Annotated in this window: 20 protein-coding genes; 6 read left to right on the plus strand and 14 right to left on the minus strand. The window is 72.2% G+C overall.

Going from position 1 to position 18,909, the window contains the following annotated elements; all coding sequences use genetic code 11:
* Positions 1–75 precede the first annotated feature (75 nt).
* On the plus strand, positions 76–708 hold the full coding sequence (locus tag LCH29_RS20300) for a hypothetical protein (protein WP_446463156.1): 633 nt from the start codon (positions 76–78) through the stop codon (positions 706–708).
* A 235-nt stretch (positions 709–943) separates the two neighbouring features.
* On the opposite strand, the gene LCH29_RS20305 is transcribed toward LCH29_RS20300, so the two are convergent.
* Positions 944–1,453 carry a GNAT family N-acetyltransferase gene (locus tag LCH29_RS20305; RefSeq protein ID WP_446463157.1) on the minus strand — a complete coding sequence of 170 codons (510 nt, stop codon included), beginning with the start codon at positions 1,451–1,453 and terminating at the stop codon, positions 944–946.
* Positions 1,450–2,865 carry a hypothetical protein gene (locus LCH29_RS20310; protein ID WP_446463158.1) on the minus strand — a complete coding sequence of 472 codons (1,416 nt, stop codon included), beginning with the start codon at positions 2,863–2,865 and terminating at the stop codon, positions 1,450–1,452. Before LCH29_RS20310 ends, LCH29_RS20305 begins: the two co-directional genes overlap by 4 nt.
* A 212-nt stretch (positions 2,866–3,077) precedes the next feature.
* Here LCH29_RS20310 and LCH29_RS20315 point away from each other — a divergent pair, with 212 nt between their 5' ends.
* Positions 3,078–3,557, plus strand: coding sequence for an NUDIX hydrolase (locus LCH29_RS20315; protein ID WP_446463159.1), 480 nt, complete (start codon positions 3,078–3,080; stop codon positions 3,555–3,557).
* Here the strand turns inward: LCH29_RS20315 and LCH29_RS20320 are convergent.
* Positions 3,544–4,233, minus strand: coding sequence for a PIG-L deacetylase family protein (locus LCH29_RS20320; protein ID WP_446463160.1), 690 nt, complete (start codon positions 4,231–4,233; stop codon positions 3,544–3,546). The genes LCH29_RS20315 and LCH29_RS20320 overlap by 14 nt on opposite strands.
* An 83-nt stretch (positions 4,234–4,316) precedes the next feature.
* Between LCH29_RS20320 and LCH29_RS20325 the strand changes: the two genes are divergently transcribed.
* Positions 4,317–5,390 carry a hypothetical protein gene (locus LCH29_RS20325; RefSeq protein ID WP_446463161.1) on the plus strand — a complete coding sequence of 358 codons (1,074 nt, stop codon included), beginning with the start codon at positions 4,317–4,319 and terminating at the stop codon, positions 5,388–5,390.
* A gap of 41 nt (positions 5,391–5,431) precedes the next feature.
* Here the strand turns inward: LCH29_RS20325 and LCH29_RS20330 are convergent, their stop codons facing one another.
* The 6 genes from LCH29_RS20330 to LCH29_RS20355 form a co-directional block, all read right to left on the minus strand.
* Positions 5,432–6,424 (minus strand): aldo/keto reductase, encoded by a 993-nt coding sequence (locus LCH29_RS20330; protein ID WP_446463162.1) that lies wholly within the window; start codon positions 6,422–6,424, stop codon positions 5,432–5,434.
* Complete coding sequence (locus LCH29_RS20335) at positions 6,421–7,332, minus strand: NAD-dependent epimerase/dehydratase family protein (RefSeq protein ID WP_446463163.1); 912 nt, start codon at positions 7,330–7,332, stop codon at positions 6,421–6,423. Before LCH29_RS20335 ends, LCH29_RS20330 begins: the two co-directional genes overlap by 4 nt.
* Before the next feature lie 39 nt (positions 7,333–7,371).
* Positions 7,372–8,004 (minus strand): hypothetical protein, encoded by a 633-nt coding sequence (locus tag LCH29_RS20340; RefSeq protein ID WP_446463164.1) that lies wholly within the window; start codon positions 8,002–8,004, stop codon positions 7,372–7,374.
* Positions 7,991–9,538: an AMP-binding protein gene (locus tag LCH29_RS20345; protein WP_446463165.1), complete on the minus strand. Its 1,548-nt coding sequence runs from the start codon at positions 9,536–9,538 to the stop codon at positions 7,991–7,993. Before LCH29_RS20345 ends, LCH29_RS20340 begins: the two co-directional genes overlap by 14 nt.
* Positions 9,538–10,677: a hypothetical protein gene (locus LCH29_RS20350; protein ID WP_446463166.1), complete on the minus strand. Its 1,140-nt coding sequence runs from the start codon at positions 10,675–10,677 to the stop codon at positions 9,538–9,540. The genes LCH29_RS20345 and LCH29_RS20350 overlap by 1 nt, the downstream gene beginning before the upstream one ends.
* A gap of 61 nt (positions 10,678–10,738) precedes the next feature.
* Positions 10,739–11,680, minus strand: coding sequence for an ADP-dependent NAD(P)H-hydrate dehydratase (locus LCH29_RS20355; RefSeq protein WP_446463167.1), 942 nt, complete (start codon positions 11,678–11,680; stop codon positions 10,739–10,741).
* A gap of 119 nt (positions 11,681–11,799) precedes the next feature.
* Between LCH29_RS20355 and trpD the strand changes: the two genes are divergently transcribed.
* Complete coding sequence (gene trpD, locus LCH29_RS20360; protein ID WP_446463168.1) at positions 11,800–12,870, plus strand: anthranilate phosphoribosyltransferase; 1,071 nt, start codon at positions 11,800–11,802, stop codon at positions 12,868–12,870.
* Positions 12,871–12,878: 8 nt separating this feature from the next.
* On the opposite strand, the gene LCH29_RS20365 is transcribed toward trpD, so the two are convergent.
* From LCH29_RS20365 to LCH29_RS20385, 5 genes are all read right to left on the minus strand, one after another.
* Complete coding sequence (locus tag LCH29_RS20365; protein ID WP_446463169.1) at positions 12,879–13,757, minus strand: nucleoside-diphosphate kinase; 879 nt, start codon at positions 13,755–13,757, stop codon at positions 12,879–12,881.
* Between the two features lie 686 nt (positions 13,758–14,443).
* A complete protein-coding gene (locus tag LCH29_RS20370) occupies positions 14,444–15,640 on the minus strand; it encodes a hypothetical protein (protein ID WP_446463170.1) in 1,197 nt (398 codons plus the stop codon).
* 37 nt (positions 15,641–15,677) lie between these two features.
* The gene (locus tag LCH29_RS20375) at positions 15,678–15,995 is read right to left on the minus strand and encodes a hypothetical protein (RefSeq protein ID WP_446463171.1); all 318 of its coding nucleotides are present in this window, start codon (positions 15,993–15,995) and stop codon (positions 15,678–15,680) included.
* A 182-nt stretch (positions 15,996–16,177) separates the two neighbouring features.
* A complete protein-coding gene (locus LCH29_RS20380; RefSeq protein ID WP_446463172.1) occupies positions 16,178–17,086 on the minus strand; it encodes a hypothetical protein in 909 nt (302 codons plus the stop codon).
* A 112-nt stretch (positions 17,087–17,198) separates the two neighbouring features.
* Positions 17,199–17,867 (minus strand): hypothetical protein, encoded by a 669-nt coding sequence (locus LCH29_RS20385; protein ID WP_446463173.1) that lies wholly within the window; start codon positions 17,865–17,867, stop codon positions 17,199–17,201.
* A 101-nt stretch (positions 17,868–17,968) separates the two neighbouring features.
* Between LCH29_RS20385 and LCH29_RS20390 the strand changes: the two genes are divergently transcribed.
* Together LCH29_RS20390 and LCH29_RS20395 are read left to right on the plus strand one after the other, a co-directional pair.
* Positions 17,969–18,124: a hypothetical protein gene (locus LCH29_RS20390; protein ID WP_446463174.1), complete on the plus strand. Its 156-nt coding sequence runs from the start codon at positions 17,969–17,971 to the stop codon at positions 18,122–18,124.
* A gap of 372 nt (positions 18,125–18,496) precedes the next feature.
* Positions 18,497–18,835 carry a DUF6247 family protein gene (locus tag LCH29_RS20395; protein WP_446463175.1) on the plus strand — a complete coding sequence of 113 codons (339 nt, stop codon included), beginning with the start codon at positions 18,497–18,499 and terminating at the stop codon, positions 18,833–18,835.
* Positions 18,836–18,909 lie beyond the last annotated feature (74 nt).

Here is an 18,909-nt window from a genome sequence, read left to right on the forward strand (position 1 = left end):
TCCGCGATGGGGTGGCATGCCTGACCGTTTAGAGCTCACTAGAGTCAGAGTCCTTGGCGAGCCAGGAGGAGCAACGTGACCTTTGCTGTGGGCATCTTCGATCTGTTCACCTATGGGATACCTGGAGCACTGCATCTGTCCCTGATCATTTACGTGCTCGCACGCTTGGACGTCATCGATTTCGCAAGTCTGGCCTCGGCACCGTCAGTGCTGCAGGTGGTCGGAGCCGCCGCTGCCAGTTACCTGCTGGGGCACCTCGCCTATCCCTTGAGCGCCCTCCTGGACAAGGTGGCACCGCGTTGGAACTGGAGTGTCGATCACGCTCGGCTCGACTTCGTGACCAGAGTGCCCGAGGCCCGGGACCGAACTTTCGTGCACGTTGATACGTCGCTGTTGCTAGCGGCGGTGGAACTCCACGACAAGGAAGCAGCGGGCGAGATCACTCGTTTGCAAGGCGTCGCGTTGATGCTGCGGAACTCGGCCCTCGGGCTTATGTTCGCATGCGTCGTCGCAGTGATCGAACTCGCCGTAGGACCCGATCGTGTGCTTGCGGGCAGCTGCGCGACACTGCTCCTCGCAAGCCTAACCGCCGCAGCTAGGCACGGGCGCCGTGTGCGGCACTGGGACCGCTTGAAGACGTTGGAGATCTGCTTCTGGATCCCAGACATCGACGACAGGTTCGCCTCCAGCCAGGCAAGAGTCGTTTGAAGACGGACCCTAGTGGGTGGGCGTCGGACGGCTCACGGTTGGAGCAGCTCACCGATCACATCACGCAGCCCCGCACGGCCGCACCGTGGTGCAGCGGCGAGCATGTAGGCGAGCGCCGCGCGAGGTTACTCGCTCAGCCCCACGAGCCCCCAGCCCCGCCGTGCGGCTTCGGAAAGGACGCGCCCGGCAGCAAGTTTGTCTTCGGCAACCCCACCACCTGGGGGGTAACGCCGGACTACGGTCCTTCGGCCGACGGCCCCAGGGCTTTGCCCAGTGCTCGGTTGATGCGGGGGTCGCGGCCCGCGACGTAGGGGGCGATCAAGGCGTACCCACAGTTGGTGTAGAGAGCGAGCGCGGCGAGATTGCTGACGCCAGTCTCCAGGATCACCGCGCTCATGCCCTGCCACCGGGCGTCGTCCTCCAGGGACTTAAGGATCTGTCGTCCGAGGCCGTGGCCGCGGGCTGCCGGGGAGACGTACATGCGTTTGATCTCGGCGGTGGTGGGTGCGGCGGTGCGCCAGCCGCCGCAGGCCAAGGCGGTGCCGTCCGCGCGGGTGGCCAGGAGGAACGCGCCGTTCGGAGGGTCGAATTCGGCGGGGTCGGTGGCTTCGGGATCGTCGGCTCGGCCGTAGGTCGCTATCTGCTCATGGTGGAGGGCCTGGGTGAGTCCGCAGGCGTCGGGGCCGTCGTAGGAGACGGCGGTGATCGTCCACGCTCGGTCCGCGGTCGGCAACAGGTGGGTCATGCACTTGATAGTGCCTTGCTGATGGCTTCGAGTGCATCAGTGCGGCCGGCGGTGCGCAGCGGGTTGCTGGCCCTGGTGCGCACCGCCGTCAGGAGGGTGCGGCACCGGATGGATTGGATGTGGGGGACGTGGTCGGCCAGCGCGGTGATCCAGTGGGCGGTCGCTTCCGGGTCGCGGGCGCCGATGCTGGCGCGGACGAGGTGGATGCCGTGGAGGATGCCGGAGCGGCGGAAGCCGGTGGTAGGGCCTTGGTCGGCGATGGGGCTGAGGAGGGCGGCGGCCTCGCGTAGCAGGAGGGTGCGTTTGCCGGGGATGTGGGCGGCGAGGTCGACGAGGGCCTGGCCGGACTCGGCGTTGATCTGCTGGGGGGTGAGGTAGTACAGCGAGGGCGGATCGTCGGCGTGGCGGTTTTGGATCAGGCGCCGGCTCTGGTCGGTCGCGCGGCGGAAGCCGTCGAGGTTGCCGGCGGCGGCTTGTGCGGTGGCCAGGCGCGCCCAGGCCCGGGCCTGGACCAGGGGCAGGGCTCCCCTGGCGTGTTCGACGGCGGCGTACGCGAACCGCAGGGCCAGGTTCGGGTTGCCGTCGGCTGCGTGCTGGTAGGCGAGCATGCCCAGGGCGTTGGAGACGGTGGTGGTATCGCCGACGGCGCGGGCGATGCGGATGGCCAGGAGCTGGTACCGGTGGGATGCCGGGGCGAGGCCAGCGTCGAAGCTCATCAATCCGGCGAGTTGGGCGGCTCCGGCGGCGCACTGCAGAAGGCGGGTGCCGGTGGCGGCGGTGTACTGGCCGTCGTGGATGAGGCCGAGGGAGTCGTGGAGGGCATGGCGGGCCTGACGCTGGCTGAGCGGCCCGCCGCCGGTGCGGTCGTCGAGGCGTCGTAAGGCGGCGAGTTGTTCGAAGAGCATGTCGACGAACTCCGGTGCGACGACCTCTCCGTTCCTGCGCCCGGTGAGCAGTCGGGCGGGGGCTTGGCGGGTGGCGTCCCAGACCGCAGCGGTCAGCTTCTCGTCGGTGGTGGACTGCACGAGGGCGGGTTCGACGGTGCCGCTGGTCCAGGCGGACGCGGTCCGCAAGACCGCTTCCAGGGGGAGAGGGCCGAGTAGTTCTTCGGTCTCCCCTGGCTGTGTGGCTTCCGCAGAGGGGTAGGCGCTGCCCCACATTTCGGTTGAGGTGTAGCGGTGGCCGGTCGCCTCGGACAGGACGACCACGACGACGTCCCGGACCGCTGCGGAGCGGGGGACATGTCCGCGCAGCCATTTGTAGCCCGCGGTGATGTCAACGGTGGGGTGGCCCATCGCGTTGAGGCGGGGGTTGACGGTCTTGACCAGTTGCCGGGCCGACCAGTTGGCGCGGGTGAGCGCGTCCTGGAGCACGGCGGGGTGTGGACGTGCGGGGAGGCTTTCAGTCGCCACGCGCTGACGCTACGTCACAGAGTCGTCGTGTGGTGGATTTCATGGGATTTCACGCTTCTGCCTTCGCAGTTCACGGGGTTCACGCTGGTGGGACCTGGGCGCGCCAGGTTGCCGGCTGGTGGGCTGGGGTGGGGCCGGGGCCGCTCGTGAGGGCACCGTGGCGGCATCCGGCCCTTCCCATGACCTGCTCCTTCGCGCCCGAGGTGGTTGTTGTGATCCCGGACTTCGTCGCCGCGTTGCGGGCCGTGGTCGGCCCGGACCATCTGCTGTGGCTGACGGGGGTGAACGCGATCGTGCGCGACGCCGCGGGGCGGGTGCTGCTGCACCGGCGGTCCGACACCGGGGAGTGGTCCTTGCTCAGCGGCATCCTGGAGCCGGGTGAACAGCCGGCCGCCGGGGTGGTGCGGGAGGTGGAGGAGGAGACCGGGCTCCGGGTGGTGGTCGAGCGCCTGGCGGCGGTCACCGTTTCACCGGAAGTCCGGCACCCGGGCGGTGACCGCGCCCAGTACCTGGAGTTGGTCTTCGCGTGCCGGCCTGCCGAACCGGGTCAGGTGGCGCGGGCAGCGGATGACGAGTCGCTGGAGGTGGGCTGGTTCGCGCTGGATGGCCTGCCGCCGGTGCGGGCCAGCGTCAGCGAGCGCATCGCGCTGGCCCTGGCGCCCGAGCAGCGTGCCTTCTTCACGCTGGCGTGAGGACCGTGTGCCTGACCACCTCGAACGCCTCGGCGGCTTCGTGTCCTACCTGGGCTCCGCGCACGCGGGCCGCGGCGAGCACGGCCCGGACCGAGCGGGTGTGGGGCCAGGGGCGCATCTCGCTGGCGTACACCTCCAGCGCTTGCTCCTTGACGGCCAGGTCTTGGTCGGTCAGGGGCTGGAACCAGGTCGGCCGGAATGGACCGCCGGTTCCCCACTCGGTGGCGGAGCGCACTTCCCAGGCCAGGACCGTGGCCACGGTGCTGCCGGGCTGGGGCCGGGTGGCGGCCGCGACGGCCTCGGCGGTGATGCGGTGGTCGAGGGAGAGGTCGGCGGTGCTGTGGGTGTAGAGGATCTGCGGCTTGAAGCGGGACACGGCGGCCTCGACGGTCTGGGTGATCCCCAGGCGGGGCGCGGTGTCGAAGGCGTTGTCGGGGAAATCGGCGATCTGCACCTGGGCGTCGTAGAGCGCGGCGGCCTTCTCCACGCAGGCGGCGCGGTGGGCGCGGACCTGGTCGTGGTCCTCGCCCTGGCGGCTGGTGGCGCTGGCGCTGAGGACCAACAGGTGGACGTGGTCGCCGGCGTGGACGTGGGCGGCCAGTGTGCCGCCGGCCCCGAGGACTTCGTCGTCGGCGTGGGCCGCGACGGCCAGAACGCTGCGCGAGGTGGAGGTCATGGTGCTCCTGACGTGCGGAATCGGACCGGATCAGCCTGCGGCATTGGCCGCGGGCCGTGGTGCATATGAAGGAGGACGCGGTGGTGGCGACGGACTTTCCCGGGGTGGAGCTGCGGGCGCGGCGGGTGCGGGTCGGCGAGGGAGTGCGGATCGGCGCGGGCACGGTGATCGTGGCCGACGACCTGGTGCTGGGCGACGGCGCGGTGATCGGGCCGGGCTGCGACCTGCGCTCGGCGCGCCTGGAGGTGGGAGCGGGCGGGCAGGTGGGCGCGGACAGCCGGTGGCTGGTGGCGGACGAGGCCGTGCTGGGCGTGGGCACGGTGGTGGACGCGGGCGCGGACGTGGTGTGCCGGCTGTGGTCGGTGGGCGAGGGCAGCTACTTCGGGCAGCGTCTGCGTATCGGTGCCGGGGCGTCGATGGAGGAGAACTCGGTGGTGCGGATCGGGCACCGGTGCCAGATCGCGCCGGATGTGACGGTGAACCCGACCATGCCGGTGGTGATCGGGGACGGGGTGGGGATCAGCGCCGAGGTGGCGGTCTTCACCCACGGCTACCACGCCGGGCATTCGGTCCGCGACGGTCACGGGGCCGCGTTCGGGGGCGTGGAGGTCGGGGACGGGGCCTGGTTGGGGTTCCGCGCGGTGCTGCTGCCCGGGGTGAGTGTGGGTGCGGGCACGGTGGTGGCCGCGACGGCCACCGTGACCCGGTCGCTGCCCGCCGGGGTGCTGGCGGCCGGGGTGCCCGCCGAGGTGAAGCGTGCGCTGGAGCCGGTGGCACTGGATGCGGCCGCACGGCGCGAGGCGGTCGCCGGCCTGCTGGAGTCCTGGACGCAGCGCCTGCGGTTCAAGGGGCTGACAGTCGAGGCGATGGGCGCCCAAGGGGCAACCTTGCGCTGGCAGGTGACCGGCTCGGACCGGTGCTGGCAGGTGGTCTGGCACCCGCAGGACGGGGAGCTTCCCGGCGTCGCCGAGGTCAGCCGCAACGGCGCGGACGCCTCGGCGGTGTTCGACTTCGCCGAACCGCTGACCGTGCGCGGCGTGCTGGACGACCTCGGCCATGATCTGCGGGACTTCCTGCGCCGGGCGACGTGGCTGTTCCCGTACGCGGGCAACAGCCGCGGCTTGCTGCCCGGGCGGTTCGCCCGGCTGCTGGACTGACCCTGCCGCTCGGCCGAAGCCGGGCGGCAGGAACTGGCCGGTCACGGGCGGCCTTCGAGGTAGGTGGCCAGCTCGGGGGTGACGCGGGCGGACGCGGCGGCGCCCGCCATGCTCTCGCGCAGCTGCCCGACGGTACGGGCCCCGACGACCGGGACCACCCCAGCCGGGCGGCCGGCGGCCCGCAGGTAGGCCAGAGCCAGCCCGTGCGGCGTCATCCGCAGCGCGGTGGCGGCCTCGGCGAGCCGCGCGCGCCGCGCCCGCGCTTGGGGGGTGTCGTAGGTCGTGGCGTGGTGGTGGGCATGGCGTCCGGTGTGCTGGGCGGTGAGGAACCCGGCCGCCAGCGTGCGGTAGGGGGTGACGGTCATCGCGTGCCGGAAGGCCAGGTGAAGGTGGTCCCCGTCGGCCTCGACCAGCCAGGGCTCCGGGGGCGGCTCGGCGCGCCGGGCCAGGCTCCACAGCGGCGCGGTGACCTCCGGCACGGCCAGCCCGGCCTGGTGGGCGTGGACGGCCCACTGCTCCAGGCGGCTGGTGGTCCAGTTGGAGGCGCCGACGCGGGTGGCGTAGCCGTCGCGGACCGCACGGTCGGCGGCGTCGGCGATCTCGTCGACGCCGATGCCGGGGTCGTCGCGGTGCAGGACCAGGGTGAAGGGGACCCCGAGGCGCTCGGCGCTGCGGCGGGCCTGGTCGAGGATCGTCTCGGGGCGCAGGTTGCCGTGCTGGGGGCGGGCCGGGTCCAGCCCGGCCTTGGTGATGACGTGCACGCCGTCGGGTTCGGTGGTACACAGCCAGTGGGCGATCAGCGGTTCGGCGTGGAAGCCTCCGTCGGCCGGTCCGTAGGTGGGCGCGGTGTCGATCAGCCGGCCGCCAAGCTCGTAGTAGGTGTCCAGGAGTTCGTAGGCGCGGGCGGTGGTCAGAGCGGGGGTGCCGAACTCGAAGGTGCCCAGGGCCGCCGGGCCGCTGACCGCGTGCAGCGGCGTGCGGGCGGCCGCCGGTGTCGCGGAGTTCGCCGGTGGGGCGGCGGGGCGGAGGGTCATCGGGAGACTCCGGCGGTGGTCCAGGTGCGCTGGCGCTCCTTCAGAGTGTGGGCCAGGGCCTGCTCCAGTGGCCGGTGTCGGGCGGGCCCGTACACGCGGGTGAACAGGCTCATGTCCGCGGTGAAGGAGGCGATCTCGTTGGGGCGGGCGGCGGTGTGGGTCACCCTGCCGCGTCCGGCGGCGCGGATGACGGCCTGGGCGAGGTCGCGGACCGAGATCGCTTGTCCGGAGCCGCAGTTGACGACCGGCAGAAGCGTCGGTCCGGCCAGGATGCGGGCCAGGATGGTGACTGCGTCGTCGATGTGGGTGAGGTCCCTCGCCTGGGCGCCGTCGCCCTCGATCGTCAGCGGCCGGTCGGCGGCGGCCGCGTCGAGGAAGGCGGGGACGACAGCGTCGGGGTCCTCGTGAGGGCCGAAGGTGTTGAAGAACCGCACGATCCCCAGCTGGCGTCCGGCCTCCAGGCGGGGGCGGTAGATGTCGGCCAGGTGCTCGGTGGCCGCCTTCCCGGCGGCGTATGGGGAGCGGGGGGCGTGTGGGGCGTGCTCGGCGAGCGGGCCGGTCTGCTGGCCGTAGACCTCGCAGGAGGAGGCCAGCAGCAGGCGCCGGGCGCGCGAGGCGGCGAAGGCGTGGATGAGGTGCCGGTCGACGGCGACGTTGTGCTCGAACCCGCCGACCTGGAAGCTCGCGGGTACCGACTTGCGCGCGGCCAGGTGAACGACGGTGTCGCAACCGTCGAGGTCGGCCGGGGTCAGGTGGCGGACGTCGCGGACCTGGAGGTCCGCGGGCTGCGGGCGCGGCGAGGTGACCGACAGGTCGTCGACCGCGGTGACGGCGTGCCCGGCGCTGCGCAGCGCTTCGGTGAGGGCGGAGCCGATGAAGCCGGCGGCTCCGGTGATCAGCAGTTCCACAGCAGGGTTCTCCCTTGGCATGGGGCGGAAGCGGAAGCATCAGAGGGTGTTCAGGAAGGCCGCGAGGTCGGCGGCGCTCAGGTAGTGGTGGGCGCGCAGGCCCAGTTCGGTCGCGGCGGTGGTGACCTCGACGATGTCGTCGACCAGCACGAGCCGGCTGCGGGCGACGCCGTACTGGGCGGCGACGTGGTCGAAGAAGGCCGGGTTCGGCTTGGTCGCGCCGATCTCGTGGGAGCAGTGCACGGTGTCCAGGACCGGGAGCTGGTCGCGGTACAGCTCGCGCCAGAAGGCGGCGTGCAGGGTGTTGGTGTTGGAGACGCCGACCACGCGGTGGAAGCGGGCGCGGACCTCGGCGCGGCCGAGCAGCTGGACCAGGTCGGTGTTGACCGCGCCGTAGATGGCGTTCCAGCCGGCGGCGATCTGCTCGTCGCTCAAGCGGTGCAGGCCCAGGAGGTGGCGCAGGTGGCCGAGGTAGTCGGCGGGGGTGATCTCGCCGCGTTCGAAGGCGTCGAAGGGCCCGTCGATCTGCCAGCGCTCCCGCAGTCGGTCGGCGTCGGTGCCGGCGGCATCCGCCCAGGCGGCGAGGGCGGACAGGAAGCTGTAGCGGAAGAAGACACCGCCCATGTCGATGCACAGGACGGGCCGTTCGGGACGGGCGTCATGCGGGGACACGGGGGAGCTCCGGGAGTGTGAGGAGGTGGCGGTAGCGGTCGGCGATCGCCGTACGGCGCGGTTTGCGGGTGCTGGTGACCAGCCCGAGGTCGGTCCAGGAGTCGGACAGGACGCGGACGGCCGCCAGGTCGGACCAGGGCACCTCGCCGCGGCGCCGGGCTGCCTCGGCGCGGGTGAAGAGGTCGTCTTCGAGCGCGGCAATCCGCTGGGGAGCCCAGGCGGCGGTGCGGGGGGCGCAGACCAGGGCGACGGCGCGCGGCAGGCCGGGGCCGAGCAGGCACGCGGCGGTCACGTCCGGGTGGGTGAGCAGGTGCGCCTCCACCGGTTCGGGGCTGACCATCTCGCCGCGGGCCGTCTTGAACGAGGAGGAGAGGCGGCCGGCGAGGTGGAGTTCTCCGTCGCCGGTGGCGCGGACGAGGTCGCCCGTGCGCAGCCAGCCATCGCGGTCGGTGACCGGCCGCAGGTGCGGCCAGCAGTCGACGTAACCCATCGCCAGGTTCGGCCCGCGCAGCCGCAGCTCACCTTCGGCGGTCAGGTGGAAGTCGACGCCGACTGGCCAGCCCAGGCCCGGTAGCGTCGCGTCGCGCTGGTGGAAGGCGGGAGCGGTGGTCTCCGTGGCCCCGTAGGCGCCCATGATCCGCAGCCCGGTGTGCCGCTTGAGCTCGGCGGCGACCGTCCGGTCCAGGGCGGCGGCGCCGTTGACCGCAGCGTGCACGCCGGACAGCGCCGTACGCAGGTCGACGCCGTGCGCGCCAGCGGCCAGGCGGGCCCAGACATGGGGGACGCCCAGCAGCGTGTCCGGCCGGTGAGTGACCAGGTCCTCGGCGATGCGGTCGGGGATGGAGGCCACCACGGTGGTGCCGTACAGGCACATCAGGGTGTGCCCCATGATCCTTTGGGCAACGTGGGAGACCGGCAGGTAGGCCAGGGTGCGAGCTGGCCGGTGGTTCCACTGCGCGCTCCAGGCGCGCACGCCGCGCACCAGCGCCGCGTCGCTGAGGACAGCCGCGCGGGGGGTGCCGGTGGTACCGGAGGTGAAGACGACCGCACCAGCCTGTTCCAGCCGGGCTGCGGCCCGTCGGCGGGCGACCGCCCGCCACTGCACGGGCGTGCCCGTCGGGCGGCAGACGTCCTCGTCCACCCGCAGCAGGGGCGTGAAGACGGCGTGCCGGACGGCGTCGGCGAGCGAGCCGCTGTCCGCCATGTCAGTGGTGGGGGCGGTGGTGTCGATGACAGCCGCCGGGTCGAGGACTCGCCACACCGCGGCCAGTTGCTGCCCGGTGAGGTCGGGAAGGACCGCGGGCACGCCTCCGGCAAGGAGGACCGCAAGATCGGCGACGCTGAACAGCGGGGTCGGCCCGGTGCGCAGCAGCACCACGCGGCCGGCCACCTGGGCGCGGGCACGCAAGAGCTGGGCCACCGCCAGGGCGCGGCCGAGGACCTGGTCGAAGGACCAGACGGTGCCGTCGAGGTCGACAGTGGCGGGCTGCTCGCCGGGCTGGCCGAGGAAGCACTGAAGGATCCGGTCGGCCATCACAGGTCCTTCGCCGAGACCGTGGTCAGCTCGTATGCGCCGGCGAGCTGGCGGCCCCGGTGAGCGACCAGGGCGTGGCGGGAGATCGTCACGGCGTCGCGCCAGCAGCCCTCCAGGCCGCTGGCGCGGTGGACAGCCGCGGTGCCAGCGGCGTCGAACAACTCCCGGCACACGTCCTCGGCGGCCTCGGCCATCTGGCAGCAGGCCGAGCGCAGCAGCGCCCGCTCGGCGTCGGGCACCTGCCCGGCCAGGGCACTGTTCCACGCCGCTGCGGTGGCGCTGTCCAGCAGGGCGGTCGCGGCGCGCAGCCGGCCGTCCGCGCGGGCGAACGCCGCCTGGGCCGTGGGTTGTTCGGAGAGTGCGCCGGCCGCGTGCCGGGTGCGGGTGCGAGCGGCCAGCCGGGAGAACGCGGCCAGGGCCCGCTCGCCGGTCGCCTGCGCCACCGCGGCGATGCACCCGGCCATCAGTCCGTAGAGCGGGTAGCGGAACAACGGCGCGTCCAGGCGCGGCGGGTCGGTCAGGCAGATGCCGTGTTCGAAGGGGACGTCGGTCTCGCACGCCACGGTGAACGACGCGGAGCCGCGCAGGCCCAGGGCGTCCCAGTCCTCCTCGATTGTCAGCTGGCGGCGCGGGACCAGCCACCAGCGGGTGGCCGCTACCCCGTCGGGGCCGTGGACCGGGGCGGCGAGCGCGGCCAGCGTCATCGCCGGGGCCCCGGTGACCAGCGGCCAGTGCCCGGTGAGGCGGACGCCCGCCTGGTGCTGCTCGGTGGAACCGGCGGGCAGGGAGGATCCGGCGATCACCGGGCGGGGACCGGCCAGGCCGAGGGCGATCGCGAGGTCGAGGCGGGAGAGGAACGCGCCGGCCGGGGCGTGGATGGCGGCGACCCACCCGGCCGCCGGGTCGGCGGCGGCGACCCGGCGCACCGCGTCCAGGATGCGCGGCACCGGCCACTCCAGCCCGGCGCACTGGGCGGGCACCGCGACGCGCGGCAGCACGGATTCCTCCACCGCCCGCCACACCATCGGGTGCAGCGTGCCGCGGTGCTCCCCGTGCTCGCGGTGCTCGGCAGCCAGACGGCAGAGCTCTTCCAGGGTCTGCTCCCCGGCCTGGGCGGGGTGTTCTTGGACAGCGGTCATCACGATCTCCACTCGGAATCTGGAACGACGAACGGGTGTGGGGGCCGGGCCGGAGCCGCGGTCAGGCCGGGCGGTGGGGCGCGCCGGTGGTGGTGAGCAGGTCCCGCAGGGCGGCGGCGACCGCGCCGAGCAGGTCCTGGGAGAGCCAGCCCGGGCCGGTGCTGGCGGCCAGCTCGGCGCCGGCGGTGCCCACCAGGTGGCAGGCCAACGCCGCCGCGTCCGGGGCCGGGAGCGTCTGGGCGAGCAGGCCGGCCGCGACACCGGCCAGTACGTCGCCGGTCCCGTGGCGGGCCAGCCCCGGGTGCCCGGCCGGCACCTGCCAGGCCCGGGTGCCGTCGGTGATCCGGTCCACGTCCCCCTTGGCCACCACCACCGCCTCGAGCTCGCGGGCCAGCGCGGCCAACTCCGCGGCATCGAGTACGTCTTCGCGGCCGGGCGGGCGGGCCTCGGGCAGCAGTGCCCGGGCCTCGTGCCGGTTGAGAAGGACCAAGTCGGCGCCCAGCGCCCGGATATGGCGCCGCGCTGCGGGGCCGCCGCCGAGCGACCCGTCGACCACCAGCGCCGCAGACCGGTCCTGCCGACGGGCCCGGACCAGGGCGTCGAGGACTTGGCCGGCCTGCGGGCTGCCGCCCAGGCCCGGGCCGACCAGCCACACCAGTCGGCCGCGGGCGCCGTCCGCCCTCATGCGTTCGCCGATACGGGCCGACTGCTCGGCGACCGTTGCCACGGTGGCGGCGCCCAGCTCCGGCCCCGGCACCTCGATCAGGTGCGCTTCCAGCACGACGTGCCCGGCAGCCGGGCCCGGCGGCGCGGCGATCCGCACACCGTGCACCCCAGTGCGGCGCGCGGCCACCCCGGCCAGGAACGGCGGCGCGGTGTAGGTGCGCGAGCCGCCGATCACGAGCACCAGCCCGCCGTCGCCCTTCACCCCGCCGTCGGCCGCCGCGGCCGCGCGCTGAGCGGCCGCCCGCGCGGCGGCCTGGTCCACGATCACCGCGTCCACGACATCGCCCCCACCCCGGCCAACGGCGGGTGCGCGCGCCCGCAACTCGCTAGGCTCGAGGCCCGAAGCAGACCGGCCCGGTGTGGCGTACGCCCGCGGGCCGCACCGAGGAGACCCCTGTGACCGCACCCGCCGCCCGCACCTGGCCGCAGCTCCTCGCCACGCTCCTGCGTGGCGAAGACCTGACCGCGGACGACACCCGATGGGCCATGGGCGAGGTCATGAACGACGCCCACGAGCCCGTGTCCTTCGCCGGGTTCCTCGTCGCGCTGCGCGCCAAGGGCGAGACCGCCGCCGAGATCTCCGGCCTCCTGGACGCCCTGATGGACCGGGTCGTGCCCCTGCCGGTCGACGGCCGCGATGTCGTCGACATCGTCGGCACCGGCGGCGACGGCGCGCACACCGTGAACATCTCCACCATGGCCGCGATCGTCGCGGCCGCCGCCGGCGCGCCAGTGGTCAAGAACGGCGGACGCTCCGTCTCCAGCAAAGCCGGCTCCGCCGACGTGCTGGAGGCCCTCGGCATCCCCTTGTACCTGGGCTCCGAGCAGGTCGCCCGGTGCGTCACCGACCTGGGTATCGCCTTCACCTTCGCCCCGGCCTTCCACCAGGGCCTCAAGCACGCCTCTCCCGTCAGGCGCACCCTGGGCGTGCCCACCGCGATCAACTACCTCGCCCCGCTGACCAACCCGGCCCGCCCCGGCTCGGCCCTGGTCGGCTGCTCGAACCTCTCGCTGGCCCCCGTCCTCGCCTCGGTGCTCGCCGACCGCGGCGCGAGCGCGCTGGTGGTCCGCGGCCACGACGGTCTGGACGAGATCACCACCGCCGCCCCCACCGACGTGTGGAACACCACGGCGCCGGGCGACGTGGTCCGCACCTCGTTCGACACCCTGCGCTTCGGGCTGAGCCGACCCGCCGAAGACGCGCTGCGCGGCGGCGACGCCGCCTACAACGCGGCAGCCGTGCACACCATGCTCTCCGGTGCTCCCGGCGCGGCCCGCGACGCGGTCCTCGCCAACGCCGCCGGCGCCCTGGTCGCTCACCGCGGCGTCGTCACCGACGCCGCGGTGTTCGAGGACGCCTTCGCCGACGGCCTGGACCGGGCGCGCGCCGCGGTGGACAGCGGCGCCGCCGCCACGCTGCTGGAGCGGTGGGTCAAGCTGGCCACCGCGCTGGCCGAGCCCCGCTGACACCCGGCTCATCGCACCGACCCGTCGTTCAGCAGCGGGGCCCGGCGCGACCAGGCACTGACCGCGGCCCACCGCTGCGCCAGGCGCGGGTCGGCCGCATCGCGCACCAGCGCCGCGAACGCCTCCCCCCGCTGCTCCGGCACCCGCCCGACGGCCCCGGTCGGGTCCGCGGAGCACCCGGGGTAGGCCGCCTGCACCGCCGCGAGCGGTGCCTCCAGCACCGGCGCCCCGTCCCGGCTGCTGGCCCAGGCTGACGCCACCAGCTCCGCCCGCTCCCGCCACGGAAGGAACACCGCGAGCTCCCGGACGACGTCGAGCGGGTCGTCGCTGGTGTGCACCATCGTCAGCAGCCGGTTGGGGCTGCCCGCCACCGACCGCAGCGAGTCTGCGGGCCGACCCACGGGATCGTTACCGCCCTTGAGCCGGGTCAGCCGACGCGCCGGGTCGCCATCCGGGTGGCGATAGAGGACCAGCAGTCCGGGCCCCAACGCCGCCACGGCCTCAAGGAGCAGCAGGCGCTCGGCGGTCGCCCGCTTCAGCTGCCACCACCACAGCGCTCGCACCCCACCCCGGTCCAAGTGGGCTGTGTTCGCGCCGACCGGCACGAAGCCGTCCTCGGCGATCCGGTTGAGCACCTCGCCCGTCGCTCCGGCGGCGACGGCGTCAGGTCGCAGCCACAGCAGGGCCGTCTCGGAGGCGAAGCGCAGGGCCTCAGTGGCCCCAAGCACTCCCACCAGCGTCGCCCACCCCTCACGCACCATCGGGTCAGCGACGTAGAGCAGCGCCTTCGTCGGTTCCTTCGTGAGCTGATGGGCCGGGGCCTCCGGCATGTCGCCCCACGTGCCGACCCCGCCGGCCGCGCTGGTCTCCTGCACACGCGCAGTCACTGCAACGACCTCCCCGTCGTGCACGGATTCCTCAAGCCCGACCAGCACACCGCGGCCGGGAGGAACGGCACAGAGGCCACCAGCGTGAAGAGGCGTGAACTGCGCGCGGGATCGTGAAGTGGCGTGAAACCCTGATGGACCGTGACCGGACCGCCGAGTCGGTCCAGTGCGGCGACGATTCTCGGCGCGGTTGCGGGTGGGCACACCATCGACCCCGAGGGGGCCGCTACTACCGCCCGTGCGAACGGTGTGCTCCTACCCCGTGATTCGCCATCCCTGCCGGGCGGCTCATTGTCGGCCCCGCGCCGCAACCTGTATGGGCGCGCTCGCGGCTGTCACCGATGGGCGACAGCGTCGGCTTGTCGGGCCGGGGGCCGGAGCCCAGCGGAGCTGCCCATCGCTCGTTTCTCCCCGGTGATCCGAGTGCGCCGCGGTCGCGTAGGTCGCCCAGGCCGGGGAGCGGGCTGGGCGTTGACCGTGCTGGTGCACCAGTCGAGGGGACCGGACTGGTGGGCTCGCGTGTTGCGGTGTCGCGTATTTCCTGTCGCCGAGAGCTCGGTCTCATGTTGAGTAGCGTGAGACCGTCAGCCGCCTTGCTGCAGAGGTCTGTACGCCCGCCACGGCGCCAGTGCAGCCGCTCGGCCTCGTCACCAGCCGTTCGTTCTCGGAGCGGGTCCGCACCTGGGTCATTGCCTAGCGGCGGCCGCTGAGCTCCGTGCTCTGGGCAGAGTGATGCCCTGTTCCTGTGCGGTTGGCCCCGGGCGGAGAGTCCAGGGCACCTTGCCGGTGGTGGTCAGCCATCCGTTCGACAGCAGGCGTTGCACGACGAAGCCGCGTACCGGGCGGCTGATCTTGTTCCAGCCCAGGCCCTCGCACAGTTGCCTGAACGAAGGGCCGTGTCCGTGTTCGGTGCGGAACGCCACGGTGAACGTGGCAGCCTGCGGACCGCGGTCCGGGTGCGCGTCCTTCCACTGGCCGTAGGCGATCAGGGTGGCCTTGGAGAAGAACTGGGGCCGGGCGGGAGGCATGAACGCCTCCGCAATCCGTTCCGGGGGCAGTGCGCACAGGGTGCAGTGCTCGACGCTCTCCACATGTCGACACAGCGCGGGTGTGGCCGCGTTCTTCCACTGCGCCCAGGTGTCGGCGCTGAACTCGAACCCTGGAGTCACCGTGGCGATGGGCTTGGCCCGGGTCTTCGGGGGCTCTGCCGCGGTCTCCTCGTCGGTTGGTGGGCGCATGCCTGACAGGTGGCGTACTTGCGGGTCCAGGCGGTACTGGTCGCCGGAGAGTTCGGCGAGGAAGTCCTTGCGCAGAAGGTCCGGCAGAGCGGTCCGGCAGGCTTCGGGGAAGCCGGGCGGGATCTGCCCGAGGAGCGTGGAGGTGCTGTGCGCGGCGAGGAACAGGCCGGCCAGCCGGGCGGCGGGCGGGAGCTTCTTGACCGGCTTGGCGGACAGGGCCCGCGTGGTCCATCCGGACACGCGCGAGCGCGTGTTCTTCCCGAAGGGCAGGGGGTGGTCCGTCTCGCGGGCCAGCTCGGGGACGGTGACGGGGACCGGCGGCGCGGCGGGGTCGCTGTCGAAGACCGCGTCATCCATCTGCCAGCCCAGAAAACGAAGGGCTTCAACGGCTTGTCGTGGATCGCCCAGCCGCAGAGCAGACAGGTCCGTTCCGGTGACGTTGCCGACGCCGCCGCGTGCGGCCCTGATGGCCACCACGACGGCTAGAAGCTGCGGGTCGGGCCCGGGCAGCGGCAGTGAGGCCACGTAGCTCAGCAGCGTGCGAGCCGCTTCGCCTTGCTGGGTGGTCAGCAGGAAGGGCAGTGGCTGGGCCTTGCCCGCCGGGGCGGCGGTGGGCTTGCTGGAGCTGGACGCAGGCTGTGGCACGACACCCCCAACGCGCCATGAGGACCGAGGTTACTGCTCAATCCCCGTCTGGAGTAGCCGTCGCCTGGCTGGAGGGCCACCCAGAGGCGAACGCTCTGAGCTGCCCCCGCTGCCGTTCTTCCTCCGCGATCCGCTCGCCGAGAACAGCCTCGTCGAGGTACGGGGCGACGGCGGCGAGGACCAGGCGCTGAAGCTCGAGCGGGTCAAGCGCCTCGACCTCCCACTGCACCGGCTGGCCAGGGTCGAGCCCGTATCGGCGTGCGAATCCTGCCCAACGCGGATCGCCAGCCCTCCCCGCGGCCGCAGGGAGCTCGTGCTCGCGCACCTGGTCGTACGTGAGCAGGACGCGTTCCACGTGACTCCAGCAGGCAGTGCGGGGCCACCCAGTCCCGCTCGATATCGGCGCCCGAGGCGTCGAAGTCGCCGACGTTTCTCCGGGGCGCCGCGAGCGTGCGGTTCGAGTTCTCGCAGCTCAGAAGCAGTCGGTGCGACCATAGCGTGTGCAACAGGTGTGGTGCACGAACCTCGACGGAAGATTCACCCACGGGGAGGCTGACCGGCTCCGGGCCGCTGGCTCAGGCGCTCGCGGATGGCGCGTTGTTCGGCTTGCTCGCGGGCGAGCACCTGCCGATGGACCTCGGGGTCACGGTGGGCTTCGATGGCCTGGCGGACGATCGCGGCCAGAATGTCAGGCGGCAGGGCCTCGGCCTGGGTTGTGGTGATGCCCGAGAACGAGCGCCGGTCGGTCGCCTTCGGCGGGGCGGTCGGCAGGTTGTAGGTGATGATCTGCTCGGGGGTGACCGCGACCCGCTCGAACTCGACCTCGCCGCCCGCGGCCTCGGCGAACGCGATCACGTCCTCGGCCAGCGAGCTGAACATGTGCTCGCCGCTCTGGTCGTAGTCGCCCAGGTGCAAAATCCGGGTTTTCCGGCCTTCTGACATCGTCCGGACAGCCGCGTCGTGCTTGCCGGCCAGGCCGTCGAACCCGCCCCCGGAGAAGCAGGCGATTCCGAACTCCTCGCCGATCCGTACCAGCTGGGGGACCATGCCGGCCGTCTCGCACCACAGTTCCAGCCGGACGGGCTGGCCGACCTGGCGGTCGACGCGGTAGTCGTCGACCGCCGCGTCGACGGCCATCCAGAAGTCCTCGAGTCCGGCGAAGGAGGGAGGAGCGTTCACGGCGAGCTGGGTGTCGTCGCGGATCATGTCCCAGGGGATCCGGCCGGAGCGGCGGGCCATACCGACGTACTCACACATCCGTTTGTAGTCGCGCTCCGTCTTCTCCAGCACGCCGTCGCTTAGGAGCACGTAGAACAGCTGGCGAAGCGAGACGGGCAGGTGGTCGCGGTAGCGGTCGAGGACAGCGTCGACCGCGCTCAGTACCCGGAGGGTCTCCCGTTTGGGCCGCCAGTGCGGCTGCGGCCCGCGGGGACGTTTGTTCGGCATGACGGCCTCCGTCTCCAGAGTCCGCCATGTCGTCCTTTCGCTCAAGGGGCCTGCGACCTGGTGTTTCAGCCGAGATGCGGGGGTGCGTCGCGTCCGCGGTTGAGATGGGCCATCAGCTCACTGGTGCGGTTCCAGCTGGCGTGTAGCGAGGGCACCATTCGGTGCCGTCGAACACGCGGTAGAGGAACTTTCGATCAACGTCGAGGTGTTTGGCGATGTCGGCGACGCGTCGGTCGGCTTGCATGTGGGGTTGCCACTCTCGGAGGGTGTCTCCGAGGTGTGCGCGGTCGACGGTGGCTCGCATGCTGCTGGCGGCGAGGCGAAGGTAGGCTTGGAGGATTTCGTCCTCCATGTTGCTTCCGGTGTATACCGGCTGCTTGGCCATGGCTTCGAGCGTGTCAGCGAGGGCGGTATGCGCGCTGCGCCAATCGTCGAAGTCGTGGAAATGCGGTTGGCCGGCCTGCAGCCAGGCGACAGCCCAGCGGGTGCCGTTGCTGTCGCAGGTGACCCCTGCCTGGTTCTGCTCGTTCCATCCGACCCGAGTGCCGGCAGTGCTCAACAGCGCGTTGACGATGACGCGACCGAAGGTGTACTCGCCGTCCACGTGGCTGGGATAGATGGTCGCGGAAGGCGACGCGGAGCGAATGACGACCAGCCAGCCGTCGATGTGGTTGCGCAGTTCGTAGGTGACGCCTTCCCACTCGTACGAGGTTGTGACCTTGGCGTCTTCAAGGTCGGGTACCTGGTCCAGCTGGTAGACCGTGTCGAAGTCGAGGGCCATGGGCTCCCCTCCCAATACCGTTGTGGGTACTAAGGTACCCACAACGGTATTGGAGTGTCTACTCAAGTACCCACTAATCGGATGCTGAGGTCGACGAGGCGATGGAGCTGATGGAGATCATCGGCTCCACCGACATCGCCCAGTACCGCGACGAGTATCGGGCAGCTGTCGAAGCCGTCATCTCCGCCAAGCTCGATGGCCGCGAACCCCCGAGGTGGAGGCGCCAGCCAAGCCAGCCGGAGGGGTGGTGGATCTGATGGCCGCCCTGAAAGACAGCGTGCGCGCCGCCCGCGGCGAAGAAGCCGGTGACGCTGACGTGCGCGAGATGCAGCCCGGAGAAAGAGGGCGGCCGCCAAGAAGGTCAGCGGGAGAAAGACTCCAGCGAAGAAGGCCCCTGTGAAGAAGGCGGCTCGGAAGCGGTCGGCATCCTGAACAACTGGTGCGGGTCTTCCGTGTCCGCACGGTGTTTCGCCTCGCGCGGAATCCGGCGCCCCCGGCGATGATGCTGATCTGGCGCTCGTACTCGTTCTCGGGTTCGCGCTGCTGTGTAAGGTGCCGCTGCGGGCCGAGACGCGTGTCGAACTGCGGATCACCGCAGCCCCCACTGGGAACACAGGGAGCGCGGCGGCATGAGCGAACCAACTCCAGACGCTGCGGAGTACCTGCGCGCGGCTCTGGCCCACGCCTCACCGAACCAGCTGGCCGCGTTCGACACCGAGTGGACGGCGGCGGTGGAGGCGGCCCGCGGCCAGGTCGACGCGGCTCCCCTGCGCCGGTGTCTGCGGCACTGGGCGCTCACCGTGGCAATCGAGCGTGTTCCTGCGCGAGCTGTGCGCCTGCGCGAGTTGGAAGCTCGTGCGGGACAGGTGGAGGATCTGGCCGAGGGACGTGCTATCGCCGCCGAGGTAGCGGCCATCCACGCGTGTGCGGCAGCCGAAGCCGGATTTGGCAGGCGTACCGCCAGGTGACCGAGGGGCCTCGTCGCGCAGGCACTTGTCGGCGGCCTTCATGGCGGTCACCGGTCCTCGGCCGAGGCGGTCAG

The organism is Streptomyces sp. BRA346, from assembly GCF_052851135.1.

Excerpts from the sequence above, each read along its gene's own strand:
- LCH29_RS20305 (WP_446463157.1), bottom strand. The coding sequence starts at position 1,453 with ATGACCCACCTGTTGCCGACCGCGGACCGAGCGTGGACGATCACCGCC.
- LCH29_RS20320 (WP_446463160.1), bottom strand. The coding sequence starts at position 4,233 with ATGACCTCCACCTCGCGCAGCGTTCTGGCCGTCGCGGCCCACGCCGAC.
- LCH29_RS20330 (WP_446463162.1), bottom strand. The coding sequence starts at position 6,424 with ATGACCCTCCGCCCCGCCGCCCCACCGGCGAACTCCGCGACACCGGCG.
- LCH29_RS20345 (WP_446463165.1), bottom strand. The coding sequence starts at position 9,538 with ATGGCCGACCGGATCCTTCAGTGCTTCCTCGGCCAGCCCGGCGAGCAG.
- LCH29_RS20350 (WP_446463166.1), bottom strand. The coding sequence starts at position 10,677 with ATGACCGCTGTCCAAGAACACCCCGCCCAGGCCGGGGAGCAGACCCTG.
- LCH29_RS20380 (WP_446463172.1), bottom strand. The coding sequence starts at position 17,086 with ATGCCGAACAAACGTCCCCGCGGGCCGCAGCCGCACTGGCGGCCCAAA.
- LCH29_RS20385 (WP_446463173.1), bottom strand. The coding sequence starts at position 17,867 with ATGGCCCTCGACTTCGACACGGTCTACCAGCTGGACCAGGTACCCGAC.
- LCH29_RS20390 (WP_446463174.1), top strand. The coding sequence starts at position 17,969 with ATGGAGCTGATGGAGATCATCGGCTCCACCGACATCGCCCAGTACCGC.
- LCH29_RS20395 (WP_446463175.1), top strand. The coding sequence starts at position 18,497 with ATGAGCGAACCAACTCCAGACGCTGCGGAGTACCTGCGCGCGGCTCTG.